Below are 13,583 nucleotides of genomic sequence, written 5' to 3'. Positions count from 1 at the left end.
CGGGGGCGGCGCTGATTGCTCAGGCCATGGACCGGCGCGAGGGCGCTGCCCGCTACAAGGCCATGCAATCCATCATGGACTGGGATCGCTCGCGTCTGGCCTACCGTGCCGTGAAGCGCGCGTTCGACATCGTGTTCAGCGGCTGCGTGTTAGCCGTCATCGCCGTACCGAGCCTGGTGCTCGCCGCGGCCATTCGCCTTGAGAGCGAGGGCAACCCGTTTTACAGCCAGATCCGCGTAGGCCAGACCCACCGCGACGGTAGCCTGTCAACCTTCCGTATGTGGAAGTTCCGCTCCATGTACAGGGACGCCGACGAGCGCCTCGCCGAGCTCAAGGAGCAGAACGAGATCGCCGGCGCCATGTTCAAGATGAGGGACGACCCGCGCGTCACCAAGATCGGCAGGTTCATCCGCAAGCACTCCATCGACGAGTTCCCGCAGTTCGTCAACGTGTTCCTGGGACAGATGTCCGTCGTGGGCCCGCGCCCGCCGCTTCCCAACGAGGTCGCGGAGTACACCGAGTACGACCTGCAGCGCCTGGCCGTGAAGCCCGGCATCACAGGCTGGTGGCAGGTGACCGACCGCAACGATACCGGCTTCGACGGCATGGTCCGCCGCGACCTGGAGTATATCGCCAGGAGGGGCGTTCTGACCGATATGAAGATTGTTGCTCTCACTGTTATAGAGGTACTGACCGGAAGCGGGGCGTGCTAAGAATGCATGGTTCTCGTCTTTTGCATAGTTCTCACCCGCTTAAGATCTTGGTCATCTGCCAACACTACTGGCCAGAGCAATTTCAGATTACCGAGGTGTGCGAGGAGCTTGCTAGACGCGGTCACGATGTGACTGCGCTCGTTGGCGTTCCTAACTATCCCACGGGTGTTATCCCCGATGATTACCTTGATGGAAAAAACCGCATGCAGGAGCGCAATGGCGTTCATATCGTGCGCGTAGAGGAGATACCGCGTAAGAACGGTATCGTTGGCTTGGCGCGAAATTATATTAGCTACATGCTGAAAGCAAAGAAGAAGGTAAAGGAGCTTCCGGGCGACTTCGATGTCGTTTTCGCATACCAGATAACGCCGGTTCTTATGGCTGCACCCATGAAGGACGCCAAGAGAAAATCTGGCTGTCCTGCGCTTCTGTACTGTGCGGACATCTGGCCCGATGCCGTCATGGCCATGCTCCCAAGCACACTTTCATTCGTATTGCCCCTCTTTAGGGTTGTCAGTACTGCCATTTACCGCGAGGCGGACTTCGTGGCGACGAATTCGAGTGCGTATGTCGATTGCTTCGAGAAGGTACATGGTTTCGAGCGAGAGCGCCTGGAATACGTCCCGCAATACGCCGATGACAGCTACCTTGATATGGAGTTAAGCCCCTCGCCCGCGCTGAAGACTAGGTTCATGGTTATGGGAAACATAGGGCGGCTGCAGGACATGCCATGCGTGCTCGATGCCGTCAACCGAATCAAGTCTAGGGACGATTTTGAGCTACATGTCGTTGGAACCGGCTCCGTTATCGATGACTGTAAGCGATATGTAGCCGCAAACGGCCTCGGCGACAAGGTGATTTTCCATGGCCGTCATCCCTTCGAAGAAATGCCCAACTTTTACCGTATGGCGGACTGCTGCATCCTGACACTACGGGTTCCGGGAGCACCCTGGATCAGCTCGACGCTGCCCAGCAGGCTGCAGGGTTACATGGCCGCCGGCAAGCCCATTCTCGCCGCCATTGATGGTTCGGCTGCAGAGGTCATCCGAGATTCAGGTTGCGGCAGGTCTGTTCCCGCCGGCGATTCCGCGGGACTCGCCTCCCTCCTAGAAGATTTCATCGACAATCGCGCAGCCTACGAAGGTTTCGGCGAATCGGGAAGGGCTTATTTTCGGGCCAACTTCACTAAGGACAGATATATGGACGAGATCGAGTCGCTGCTAATCGCGACATCGACTGGAAATGAAAGGTAATTAATATGCAAAACGAAAGTTACTTCAGCGGTAAAACCCTGATGATCACGGGCGGTACAGGCTCGTTCGGCAACACCGTGCTCAAGCACTTCATGGACACCGACCTTGCCGAAATTCGCATCTTCTCCCGCGACGAGAAGAAACAGGACGACATGCGCCATCGCCTGCAGGAGAAATCCCCCGAGCTCGCCTCCAAGGTCCGCTTCTTCATCGGCGACGTCCGCGACGCCCAATCTGTCCGCGATGCCATGCATGACGTGGACTACATCTTCCATGCCGCCGCCCTCAAGCAGGTTCCCTCCTGCGAGTTCTTCCCCATGGAGGCCGTCAAGACCAACGTCATCGGCACCGACAACGTGCTGCACGCCGCCATCGCCGAGGGTGTCGAGAAAGTCGTGTGCTTGTCGACCGACAAGGCCGCCTACCCCATCAACGCCATGGGCAAGTCCAAGGCCATGATGGAGTCCATCATTTACGCCAACGCCCGCAACGGCGCTGGTCGTACAACCATCTGCTGCACACGCTACGGCAACGTTATGTGCTCGCGTGGTAGCGTTATCCCACTGTTCATCAAGCAGATCCGTGCGGCCGAGCCCGTGACGGTGACCGACCCCGGCATGACGCGCTTCCTCATGAACCTCGACGAGGCGGTCGACCTCGTGCAGTTCGCCTTCGAGCACGCCAACCCCGGCGACTTGTTCATCCAGAAGGCGCCCGCTTCGACCATAGGTGACCTCGCCGAAGCGGTCCAGCAAGTGTTCGGCCGCACCGAGACGCGTGTCATCGGCACCCGACACGGCGAGAAGCTCTACGAGACGCTCATGACCCGCGAGGAGCGCCTGCGTGCCGAGGACATGGGCGAGTACTTCCGTGTTCACGCCGACACGCGCGACCTTAACTACGACAAGTTCTTCGTGGAGGGGGAGGTCCACACCCAGGCTGACGAGCCCTATACGTCCCATAACACGAGGTGCTTGGACGTGGCTGGCACGATCGACAAGATCAAGACCGCCGAGTACGTGCAGCTAGCCCTGGAGGGCCGCGAGGCAGAGGCGGTGCAGTAGGCATGCGCTTCCTGGTTCTTGGTGCCACGGGGATGGCAGGCCACCTCATCTCGCTTTACCTCAAGGAGCGCGGGCACACTGTGGTCGGCTTCAGCCGCCGCGGCGTGCCGTTTCTCGACAGTCAGGTCCTGGGCGACATTCGTGACGAGAAGCTTTTGCAGGACTCTATCGACGAGGTCGACTTCGACGTGATCGTTAATTGCATCGGGGTGCTGAACAAGGCGGCCGAGACCAATCCCGACGCCGCCTGGTTAAATGGTGAGCTTCCGCATGTCCTGGCCGGCATGACCGAAAGTAGGCAGACGCGCGTGTTCCACATGAGCACCGACTGCGTGTTCGCGGGAAACACCGGGCCCTATACGGAAAATAGCGAACCGGACGGCGAGAGCGCCTACGACCGGACCAAGGCGGCGGGCGAGCTTCGCGACGATAGAAACCTGACGTTCCGCAACTCGATCGTGGGGCCCGATATGAACCCCGGAGGCATCGGGCTGCTCAACTGGTTCATGGGGCAGCACGGGCCGGTCAAGGGCTTCACTGGCGCCATCTGGACGGGCCTGACGACACTGGAGCTCGCCAAGGCGATGGAGCACGAGGCGTGCGAGGAGGCCCATGGGCTCGTGAACATGGTGCCTGAGGGCTCAATCAACAAGTACGACCTGCTGCAGCTGTTCAACCGTGAGCTGCGCGGCGGTGCCATCGAGATAATACCCGACGCTGGGCTGCAGCTGGACAAGACGCTCGTTCGCACGAACTTTGAGCCGAGCTACCGTCCCAAGTTCTATCCGGAGCAGGTTCGCGAGATGGCCGGATGGATAAGGGAGCACAGGGAACTCTACCCCCACTACGAGATGATATAGATATGAGCAAGCTGAAACTTATGGTCGTCATGGGCACACGCCCTGAGATCATCAAGTTGTCCGAGGTCGTGCGTAAGGCCGACGAGTACTTCGAACTCTCAATCGTTCATACGGGTCAGAACTACGACTATGAGCTGAACAAGGTGTTCTTCGACGACCTGGGTATCCGCGAGCCGGATCACTACCTAGGCGTGGTCGGTGAGGACCTCGGCCAGACCATGGGCAACGTTATCTCTAAGAGCTACGAGTTGTTTGCTGCGGAACGACCTGATGCCGTGCTGGTGCTGGGTGACACGAACTCCTGCTTATGTGTGATTTCTGCCAAACGCCTGAAGATCCCCGTGTTCCACATGGAGGCTGGCAACCGCTGCAAGGACGAGAACCTGCCCGAGGAGGTCATCCGCCGCATCGTCGACGTGACGAGCGACGTGAACTTGTGCTACTCCGAGCACGCGCGCCGCTACATTCTGGATACTGGCGCTAAACCAGAGAACACCTACGTGGTGGGCAGTCCCATGGCTGAGGTGCTGGATCGGGTGCTACCGAATATCGAGACGTCGACCGTTCTGAATGACCTAGGCCTTAAGCCTGGGCGCTATATCTTGCTTTCCGCACACCGTGAGGAGAACATCGACATTGAGGAGAACTTCTTCAGCCTGATGGGCGCCGTGAACGCGATGGCCGAGAAGTACGACGTTCCTGTTCTCTATAGCTGCCACCCGCGCAGCGCCAAGATGATCGAGCGCCGTGGCTTCAAGTTCGATAGCCGCGTCATCCAGCATAAGCCGCTTGGATTCTTTGACTACAACCAGTTGCAGCGAAACGCCTTGTGCGTCGTTTCGGACTCTGGGACCCTTCCCGAGGAGGCCTCGTACTTCAAGTTTCCCGCGGTCTCGGTGCGCACCTCTACCGAGCGTCCCGAGGCTATGGACGCCGGCGTGTTCTGTGTTGGCTCTATCACCTCCGAACAGGTCCTACAGGCCGTTGATCTTGCTGTTGCAATGCATGCCAACGGCGACGACGGCGTGGAGGTACCGGCCTACGCTGATCGCAATGTGGCGACGAAGGTGATCAAGCTCATTCAGAGCTATACCGGCATCGTGAACAAGATGGTGTGGAGGAAAGCCTAGATTGAAATATGTCCAGATAAACGCATATTCGGGTGGTTGGGCCGACTCGATAATATTTAAGAAGCACCGAGAGCTCGTTGCCAACGGTGACGAGTCTTGGGTGTTTTGGGCTCGCGGAAATCGTGAGCAGGATGACCACCTACAGCGTATAGCGAGCTATTCAGAGGTATGTTTGGATGTTCTGCGAACGCGCATTGATGGAAAGCCCGGCTTCCATTCCGAGACAATCACGCGCAGATTATTGAAAAAGCTCGACGAGATAGACCCCGACGTGGTCCATTTGCACCTACTGCTCGGTTACTACATCAACGTCGAGATGCTGTTCGATTGGCTAGTCGCTCATCGCTGCAATGTGGTCTGGACTCTTCACGATTGCTGGGCTTTTACCGGTCACTGTATTTATTTTACGTACGCGAAGTGCGAGCAGTGGCGAACGGGTTGCGCCGGCTGTGTCACGTGCCCGCAAAAACAAACTTATCCTGAGACTTTCGCAGGAGACGCTGCCGTACGCTGGTCATATGAACAGAAAAAACGCTTGTTCACCATGCTGCCGCCCGAGCGCATGCAGCTTATAACACCCTCGCAATGGCTTGCCGACCTCGTCAAGCAGAGTTTTCTTTCAAAGTACGACGTGAAGGTGGTGCATGATACCGTTAACACGACTGTCTTCAAACCCACGCCAAGCGATTTCCGCGAGCGCTGTGATCTGGAGGACCGTTTCGTGGTGTTGGGCGTTGCCTCCACTTGGAGCGAGCGCAAGGGACTTCCTGTTTTCGTTCGGCTGGCGAGGGAACTCGACCCTGGGCGGTTCTCCGTCGTAGTCGTGGGACTTTCAGACAAGCAGGCAAAGCAATCCAAGGCTGAAGCCCCCTCCATCGTTGCCTTGCCTAGGACCAACTCCATGGAGGAGCTTGCCGAGATTTATACAGCATGCGACGTCCTGCTTAACCCTAGCGCCGAGGAAACCTTCGGCATGAACGTAGCAGAAGCTGCCGCCTGCGGCACGGGCGCCATCGTGGTGGAGGGATCTGCCTGCGCCGAGGTGGCAGATCCAGAGAAGACAGTAACGGTGCATTTGGGACTGGAGGGACTTCGGGAAGTTGTAGAGGATTTGAATCGAAACCGTAGAGACGGAAGGGCGGAATGAACGTCTCAACTAAGGTAAAACACACCATTCTTTATTCTTCTGCGTCTAGCATTGTGGCGCTGTTAGCTCTAATTACCATTTTCTTAATAATGCTATTTGCGGGTCCACCGACGGATGATTACCGGGCATGCAACCAGTTTGTAATTTTTGCAGCTTTAGTCTCATATGTGGTAATGCTTTACCACGCCTTTAGGCTCACCGAAAGTATCAGTTTTTATTTTCTTGTCCTGTTCGTGTCTTTCCCCTTTTATTTTGGGAAGCAGCTCCTTGTTGCTCTCGGACTTAAGCCTGTCCGTATTTATATTTCGTCTACCGCATTAACTGTATCGTCCACTTGGGAGTCCAGTTTTTTCATCCTTCTTTCGCTCGCGATTCTGCAGCTTGGTTATTGCCTGTTTGCTAAGCGGAGGCCATCCAACTTGAGGGTTAGGGCGGAGCAGGCGAGGCATACAAGATCTTATTACGCTCTTCGTAGGGCGAGTATGCTTCTGGTAATCGTTCTTTCAATTCCGACACTTATCTATCTTTTGCAAAACATTCAACTTACCAATTCCGTCGGTTATGGGGCTCGCGTTTCCGATGCTGCATATCGGCGTTCTGGAATAGCCAATGCTTTCGGTATTCTCGGAGCGATAATGCCTTATGCACTTCTGGCTGCATTTCTGACGAGGGAAAAGGGTGAAAAGTGGCAAATTCTTGCGACTTGCATTTATTCGGGACTTTACATGATGCAGGGAAGCAGGACCGATGTCTTTGTTCTCGCTCTTGCTTTTGCCTATGTTTGGTTTCTATGCTATTCGAAAAAAAGTGCGGCAGCTTCGCTCTTTCAAATGGGCATAGCATTGGCCTTGTTGGCTGCGCTCTTTTCTTTTGGCTCATTTGCGCGTGCTGGCTTCTCTGATACCGGAACGGTCTCCGATGCTGATGGTGGTAATATACTTGTTGAAGCGGTTGGGGAGGCTGCGTCTACATATTCCGTTACCGCTAAGGTAATTGAAATGGTGCCGGAGCAGATCAAGACAGCAAACGGTGAGACCTATCTCGCTGGTCTTCTTTACGTTCTCCCAAATGGACTTACGGGCAATGCTTATCTGCAGTCTAAGTCGGTGGACGAGGTCTTTTCTGACTATCTTACCTATTACGGTGGGGTGGGGTCGTCTTTCATCGCGGAGGCATACTTTAATTACGGTGTATGGTCTGTTTTCCTTTTCTTTCTATTCGGGGTTTTCATCGCGATTCTTCAGAACGCGGTTGAACAGAGTTACGAGAAAGGGTCCTACGGTACGCTGTTCGCCTGCTGCGCTTCGTTTATGCTCATTTCATTCTATATACGCAGTGACGTTAGGACGTTCCCAAGATACTTTATCTGGAATGCACTCCCGATCATTATCGTACAGCAGGTGATATTACCTCGTATTAAAGCCCATGCGGAAGGGACGGAGCCCCCCGGGATTGATTTGCCGGATAGTCGGAAATGTTTTGGAGGGTCACGATGAAAGTTCTAGTTGCTCATCCGCAGCAGCAGCACTCCTATATGTTGGCACGTGCGTTGTTGGCGGCGGGTCATGATGTTACGTATATGACAACCGTTTACGGCAGCCCGCGCAGTCTTACGAGGGTCGCTACACGTTTTCTGGGCGGAAACGACCGAAGCAAGGCCGAGGGGCGCTACATGGTTGACTTTCCAGATAAACGCGTAGTTCAACGATATGAGGCTTTGGGGCTTTTGAGCCTCCTCCTGCTGCGTGTGGACAAAAACAAGAAGCTCTATAACGCGCTCAACTGTTGGATCGACGAACATTTCGGTCATAAGGTTGCGGAACTTGCCAAGCAGGGCGACTTCGATGCTGTGGTCTGTTACAACGAGCACGCGCTTTCCACTTTTAAGGAACTTAGCCATACGGCACCAGGAATAGCGCGTGTCCTTGACGTATCTGCCTCCATGAAGCCGTACCATGCTAAGGCCTTTCTTGAGGACATTGAGGCAAACCCATGGCTTCCCGCTAAGCGAAAACGTGAGTTTGTGGATTATTTTCATAACGGATTGGGGGAGGCATTCGACGAGGTTGCTGCGTCGGACTGGTTCCTTTCGCCCTCAGCTCATGTCGATAAGTCACTCTGCTTCTGCGGTGCTAATAGCGATATGATTATTCGTTGTCCTTACGGTTCTAACTTCGAGGTCGATAAGGATAACTCAGCTACGCATTCACCCGTGCGCTTCGTCTATTGCGGTCGTGCTTCCATGCCAAAGGGCATTCATCATCTACTGCGCGCAGCTGATACTCTTGAACCTGGGAGCTTTGAACTCTCGATTATCGGAGCCTATGACAACGCCGACGGATTTCTCACGCCCTATCTGAACAAATATGAGTTTACTGGCAACGTATTGAAGTCTCACGTGAAGGAAATCATGTCCAAGAGTGACGTGATGGTATTTCCGAGCCTGACAGACGGTATGTCGCTCGCCTGCCTTGAGGCGCTGGCTTGTGGCTTGCCTTTATTAACAACTACTGCTAATGGGGCATCGGATTTTGTTGTGGAGGGGTCTAACGGCTTCGTGGTGGAGCCTGGGGATGAAGCCGCTCTAGCTGAACACATGCGATGGTTCATGGAGCACCCCCATGAACTTGAAGCAATGAAATCAGCAGCTGTCGAGAGCGCCCGCAAGATAACGTGGAAGGCTTATAACGAGTGTGTTAAAGATGCGTTCGGGCGAATTGGCGGTGAACAAACCTTTGAGCGCCAAACTCTCTAAAACCAAGGCAAATCTCGCACTAGCTCTTGGTGCCCAACTCATCGTGCTCGGCACAGGTATCGTAAAATCCCTGCTGTTGCCACATGTGATGAGTGTCGAGGGTTTTGCTTATTGGCAGCAGTACGTGCTCTACTCCGGGTTTGTCGGAATTATCGCCCTGGGCTTCAACGACGGCGTATACCTTCTCTATGGCGGAAGCTCCTACGACGATCTTCCGTTCAAGAAGTTAAGGACGGCCTTCAGGTTCTACTGTGGCATGTTGCTTCTGTTCGCGGGGGCAATTGCCCTCTACGCGAACTGTCAGGATGCCGAGCGCGGATTCGGTTTCTTCTTCGTCGCTCTCGACGCTTTTGTATTGTGCGTATCGGGCCTCATGACTTACGTGCTGCAGATTACAGACCAGTTCAAGTGGTATGCGCTGTGCACTGTTATTGATAAGTTCGTGTTTCTCGGTGCTGCGGCAACCATGTCCTTACTGGGCGTCACGGACCACAGGATGTACGTTGTTGCTGACTTCATTTCTAAGATTGTGTCCTTTTCCATTTTCGTCTGGCGATGCAGGCGCTTGGTGTTCGGTCCTGCAGCTGGCGTGAAGGAGGGTTGGCTGGAATTCTCCGGTGATATCAAGATTGGTATCAACCTTATGTTTGCAAACTTTGCAGGCATGCTTGTGGCAAATTTGGGACGATTCATTGTTGAGTGGTTTGGTGGACTGGATGGTTATGCATACTATTCGTTCGGAACCAGTGTTACGAATCTCGTTCTTACTCTTGTAACTGCTGTATCATCGGTGCTCTATCCAGCACTCAAGCGGCTGCCCGATGATGCTTACGGATCATACTACGAACGTATCGACCGCATTGTGTTCTGGCTCGCGTGTGCGGGTCTTGCCGTGTATTTTCCTGCCTATCTTGGAGTTGAGGCTTTTTATGCCAAGTACATTCCAATGCTCGCGTACTTAAACCTGCTGTTCGTTGCCGCTGTTTATCAATCTAAGATGTCGGTTCTGGTTAATACCTTCTACAACGCGCTTCGCAAGGAACATAGACTTTTAATCGTGAATTTGCAAAGTGTCTCAGGTTTCTGCGTCATAGCGTTCATTTCCTATTCAATCACACGAGAGATTTGGTGGATTGCCGCATCCACTGCGATTGTTGGAGTCGGACGCTGCCTTATGTCAGAGATCGAACTGCGGCGGGAGCTGGGTATCGAGGGTGTACTGGGAATGATTGCTCCACTGACACTCGCGATCTCATTCTTTTTTTTCACACAGTTCTGCGCTTTTTCAGTATCTGCCGTTGCCTATGTTGTTTCCGCGGTCGTATTGGCTGGATTCTATATCGTCACTAACGAGAGAAAGAAATCAAGGTGCGTTCGATGAAGGTTGTATTCGTGGTCGATGCCTACTTCCCACGTTATGCCGCTGTTGAGAAATGCGCCAAAAACCTTGTAGATGTCCTTCTTCGAGAGGGGCATGAGGTTACCGTCATTGCTAAGCGGTATTGGGACTCACCCGTGAACCTCACAGACGACTTGCCTGAGGATGTGCTTTTTGTCTCGACTAGTCTATCTAAAATGAGAGCCCAGGTGGATTGTCATCTTGCTGAAGCCTCCTGCTGCTTTGGTTGGCGTCTGGCGGATAGAGCGTGCGCATTGGTTAACTATTTCGGTACGCTTGCTGGCCGCAGCTGCGCACACTGGGATCTCGTCGAAGCTTACAGAAAGGCCATAGAGGAGCTTGGATTTGTACCGGATCAACTTGTTCCGTGCTCTTCGCCTTTTGAGGGCGTTATCGCATGTGTTGAATATTCGAAACAACATCCAGAAGTCAAATTGACCCCCGTCATATTCGACCAGTTTGCGGACTCGGGCACGCTGTGCAAGACCCGTTTCACACGCGAGCTCAAGCGTAAGGCAAACATTGCTGTCGAGCGTGAAGCGCTTGAGGCTTCCAATCTTGTGCTCAATGTAACTTGGGATGAACATGTACGTAAGTATCATCCGGATTGCTCCGGCAAGCTTGTGCATATCGAACATCCTCTGCTTGTAAGGCCTAAAGAGAATCTTCAGTCATCCGATAAAAGGGGGGACGGCCGTTCTCTAGTTATCTTTGCTGGTTCGCTCAGCGCGGGTGTTCGAGACCCTGCAGTCGCGCTTGACATCTTCTGCGAGCTTGAAGATGTGGCACACTTGGACATGTATGTTATGGGGGCGGGACGAGATTTAGTACAGCCGAAATCCTCTGAGCATCCCAATGCTGTGAGCTTGCTTGATGCCGTGCCATCGAGTGAAATGACATCGCTACTTGCAAAAGCCGATTGTCTTCTGTCCATCGGCAATACGAGAAGCGACCAAAAGCCTAGTAAGGTCGTCGAGTACATGGCGACGGGCAAGCCCATTCTTCACATTTGCTCTATCGCTGACGATCCTGTGCGTGATGACGTATCCGCTTACCCGCTTGGTTGCGTCATCAACGCAGGCGAGGATGCAGTGTGTGCTCGCGAGACCGTGAGAGCATTTTTGGAACGGACTCGTGGTAAACAGATGGCGTTCGATGAAGTGTCTGCGCTGTTCCACGATGAGGACCCAGAGATTGCCGTCGAAAGGCTCCTGAACTGTGGGGGGGGGCACCTCCTCATAGCAGGGACCTTCTCTAAAATGGTCCCCCCGACGTACTTGCTCAACCTACTTGGGGAGACGCGGGGCTCGGTTAAGGCGGAGGTTTATACGTCTGCCTCATGGGTTCGAAGATTGCGCAACAATTCTGACTTCATCAAGAGCGGGAGCTCTGTGGCAAATTGGGTGCCGGCGGATAGGTTGCCGGCGTTATATGAAGGCTGTGATTGCTTGCTCTCGATTGGCGAGCTACCGGGCAAACAACTTTCGAGTAAGATCTTTGGGTACATGGCGAGCGGTAAACCCATTATCCATATCTTCCATACTGACGACGATGCTAATCTCCCTTATCTAGCCGAGTACCCGCTTGCGTTAACCATAAAGGATGATGAGTCTGAGCTTCCTCACAATGCAGCAAATCTTTGTCGTTTCCTTCTATGGGCAAAAGGCAAGGAGCTTTGTTTTGAAACAGTAAGTGACGCAATGCACAAGTGCACGCCCGAGGCGGTCTGCCTTGAGCTAGTGAAGTAGAGAAGTATATTTTGTTTCGGCGGCGAGATTGCTGGCCGATTTCTTCTGAGGACTAGATAAGTGTCCAAGAGGCTTTACGGGCTTGATCCTTTATAAATAGTTTCGATGATTTTCATCATCGGGTTGCATTTTAATTATCGGACTGGTGCACTCACCAACTTCGTTTTTCCGATGGGAGATTCTACCCCACGAGCATCTCGGAAGCGATCTTCTACGTCTCCGTGGACTGTTTCGTCTTGGTCATTGGGTATTTCGACATCTTAAAGAAGAAGATTAACTTCAAGCGACTTGTGCATCTGGTTTTGGCTGTGTGGTTTTACCCTTGGCCGGGACTTTTGATTGGGCTCGTGGCCGGAGTTAGGCCTCCACTTAATCAACTACTCATGTGTGCTCCACCGTTCACCACGGAACATTACTGGTTATCGATGTCTATTTAATCCTTAGCCTGTTGACACCCTTTATCAATAAGGCTATCGCAGACATTGACCAAAAGGGTTGCAAAAGCATCTTGCTGGTAAGCCTCATTGGATTCTCAGTTCTACCCTCTTTTATGCCGTTCTCTTCTGAGATTTTTCTCTATATTGCGGCGCTAATATCGTTTAGTTCGTTATTCTCTACTTAATTGGAGCTTATCTGCGAATCTACAACCCCTTGGAGAGACTCTCGAGCAAAAAACTCATCCTCGGTTTCACTGGTCTGTCATTCATTACCTTTACTGTTAAATTAGCAGCGCAGATGATGGCCGCGTTCTTGTTTTCTGGCGAACATATAGGGGGGGGGTTACTCTATAATCACAATTCCATCACCATTATTACTGCGGCAGTGTTGCTTTTTGTTGCGATGCAACGGCTTAACATAGGTGATATAGCGGGGCGAAATATTAGCGCTGTCGCGGCCTGCACATTCAGCGTTTACCTAGGCCATGAACACGAATTATTCAGAATGAGTTTCTGGAAAGGTCTGGTCCTTTATCTTCCGTAGTCACCTTCTTTTTGGACCTTTGCGATGAGTGGGTTAATTCTGTGCGCATTCAGCCTTTTCCTTGCCATTGAAGCAGCTAGGAAAAAGCTCGTGACTGTTTTGAGAATTGATGAGATGGGCAACAGAATCGCCAACTATTTCGAAAGACGTATCCAGACTATTTAGATATATTTGTTGATAAAACGGCAGTGAAGTTCTTGATTGCTCCATCAAGGACACCAAGCAGCTGCTGGCCAACTGTAGGGACGTGCCGCAGAACCTTATCGAGGCCATCGTGGAGGCCAGTTGCACCCGCAAGCACCTCTTCGCCGACGAGGTGCTGCAGATGGTGTGGGACCGCGTCTACGAGGGCAGGGAGAGGCCGGCCGTGGGCGTGTACCGCCTGATGATGAAGTCCAACTCCGACAACCTCCGCACGAGCTCCATCCAGGGCGTCATGAAGCGCGTGAAGGCCAAGGGCGTGCCCGTGGTGGTCTACGAGCCTACGCTGGACGCGCCGGAGTTCTTCGGCTCCGAGGTGACCCACGACCTGC

General features: G+C 53.3%; 10 protein-coding genes. All 10 read left to right on the top strand.

Going from position 1 to position 13,583, the window contains the following annotated elements; all coding sequences use genetic code 11:
- The first annotated feature begins 26 nt into the window (after window positions 1-26).
- From SFLMC1_RS07730 to SFLMC1_RS07685, 10 genes are read left to right on the top strand one after another with little or no spacing between them, the layout of a single operon-like run.
- A complete protein-coding gene (locus SFLMC1_RS07730; protein WP_152074683.1) occupies window positions 27-713 on the top strand; it encodes a sugar transferase in 687 nt (228 codons plus the stop codon).
- A 2-nt stretch (window positions 714-715) separates the two neighbouring features.
- The gene (locus SFLMC1_RS07725; RefSeq protein WP_152074652.1) at window positions 716-1,966 is read left to right on the top strand and encodes a glycosyltransferase family 4 protein; all 1,251 of its coding nucleotides are present in this window, start codon (window positions 716-718) and stop codon (window positions 1,964-1,966) included.
- 5 nt (window positions 1,967-1,971) lie between these two features.
- Complete coding sequence (locus tag SFLMC1_RS07720) at window positions 1,972-3,030, top strand: polysaccharide biosynthesis protein (protein ID WP_152074653.1); 1,059 nt, start codon at window positions 1,972-1,974, stop codon at window positions 3,028-3,030.
- Between the two features lie 2 nt (window positions 3,031-3,032).
- Window positions 3,033-3,890 carry an SDR family oxidoreductase gene (locus SFLMC1_RS07715; RefSeq protein ID WP_152074654.1) on the top strand — a complete coding sequence of 286 codons (858 nt, stop codon included), beginning with the start codon at window positions 3,033-3,035 and terminating at the stop codon, window positions 3,888-3,890.
- A 2-nt stretch (window positions 3,891-3,892) separates the two neighbouring features.
- The gene (gene wecB / locus SFLMC1_RS07710) at window positions 3,893-5,020 is read left to right on the top strand and encodes a non-hydrolyzing UDP-N-acetylglucosamine 2-epimerase (RefSeq protein ID WP_152074655.1); all 1,128 of its coding nucleotides are present in this window, start codon (window positions 3,893-3,895) and stop codon (window positions 5,018-5,020) included.
- Window position 5,021: 1 nt separating this feature from the next.
- The gene (locus SFLMC1_RS07705; RefSeq protein ID WP_152074656.1) at window positions 5,022-6,167 is read left to right on the top strand and encodes a glycosyltransferase; all 1,146 of its coding nucleotides are present in this window, start codon (window positions 5,022-5,024) and stop codon (window positions 6,165-6,167) included.
- Window positions 6,164-7,663, top strand: coding sequence for an O-antigen polysaccharide polymerase Wzy (gene wzy / locus SFLMC1_RS07700; RefSeq protein WP_152074657.1), 1,500 nt, complete (start codon window positions 6,164-6,166; stop codon window positions 7,661-7,663). The genes SFLMC1_RS07705 and wzy overlap by 4 nt, the downstream gene beginning before the upstream one ends.
- Window positions 7,660-8,922, top strand: a complete 1,263-nt coding sequence (locus tag SFLMC1_RS07695; protein WP_187323907.1) for a glycosyltransferase family 4 protein — start codon at window positions 7,660-7,662, stop codon at window positions 8,920-8,922. The genes wzy and SFLMC1_RS07695 overlap by 4 nt, the downstream gene beginning before the upstream one ends.
- The gene (locus tag SFLMC1_RS07690) at window positions 8,870-10,303 is read left to right on the top strand and encodes a lipopolysaccharide biosynthesis protein (RefSeq protein WP_152074659.1); all 1,434 of its coding nucleotides are present in this window, start codon (window positions 8,870-8,872) and stop codon (window positions 10,301-10,303) included. Before SFLMC1_RS07695 ends, SFLMC1_RS07690 begins: the two co-directional genes overlap by 53 nt.
- Window positions 10,300-12,069, top strand: coding sequence for a hypothetical protein (locus SFLMC1_RS07685; protein WP_152074660.1), 1,770 nt, complete (start codon window positions 10,300-10,302; stop codon window positions 12,067-12,069). Before SFLMC1_RS07690 ends, SFLMC1_RS07685 begins: the two co-directional genes overlap by 4 nt.
- Window positions 12,070-13,583: the final 1,514 nt, after the last annotated feature.

It is taken from the genome of Collinsella aerofaciens (assembly GCF_901212495.1).
Taxonomy (GTDB): Bacteria; Actinomycetota; Coriobacteriia; order Coriobacteriales; family Coriobacteriaceae; genus Collinsella; species Collinsella aerofaciens_H.
This window is presented reverse-complemented; position numbering and strand designations above follow the sequence as displayed.

Excerpts from the sequence above, each read along its gene's own strand:
- SFLMC1_RS07730 (WP_152074683.1), top strand. The coding sequence starts at position 27 with ATGGACCGGCGCGAGGGCGCTGCCCGCTACAAGGCCATGCAATCCATC.
- SFLMC1_RS07725 (WP_152074652.1), top strand. The coding sequence starts at position 716 with ATGCATGGTTCTCGTCTTTTGCATAGTTCTCACCCGCTTAAGATCTTG.
- SFLMC1_RS07720 (WP_152074653.1), top strand. The coding sequence starts at position 1,972 with ATGCAAAACGAAAGTTACTTCAGCGGTAAAACCCTGATGATCACGGGC.
- SFLMC1_RS07715 (WP_152074654.1), top strand. The coding sequence starts at position 3,033 with ATGCGCTTCCTGGTTCTTGGTGCCACGGGGATGGCAGGCCACCTCATC.
- wecB (WP_152074655.1), top strand. The coding sequence starts at position 3,893 with ATGAGCAAGCTGAAACTTATGGTCGTCATGGGCACACGCCCTGAGATC.
- wzy (WP_152074657.1), top strand. The coding sequence starts at position 6,164 with ATGAACGTCTCAACTAAGGTAAAACACACCATTCTTTATTCTTCTGCG.
- SFLMC1_RS07695 (WP_187323907.1), top strand. The coding sequence starts at position 7,660 with ATGAAAGTTCTAGTTGCTCATCCGCAGCAGCAGCACTCCTATATGTTG.
- SFLMC1_RS07690 (WP_152074659.1), top strand. The coding sequence starts at position 8,870 with ATGCGTTCGGGCGAATTGGCGGTGAACAAACCTTTGAGCGCCAAACTC.
- SFLMC1_RS07685 (WP_152074660.1), top strand. The coding sequence starts at position 10,300 with ATGAAGGTTGTATTCGTGGTCGATGCCTACTTCCCACGTTATGCCGCT.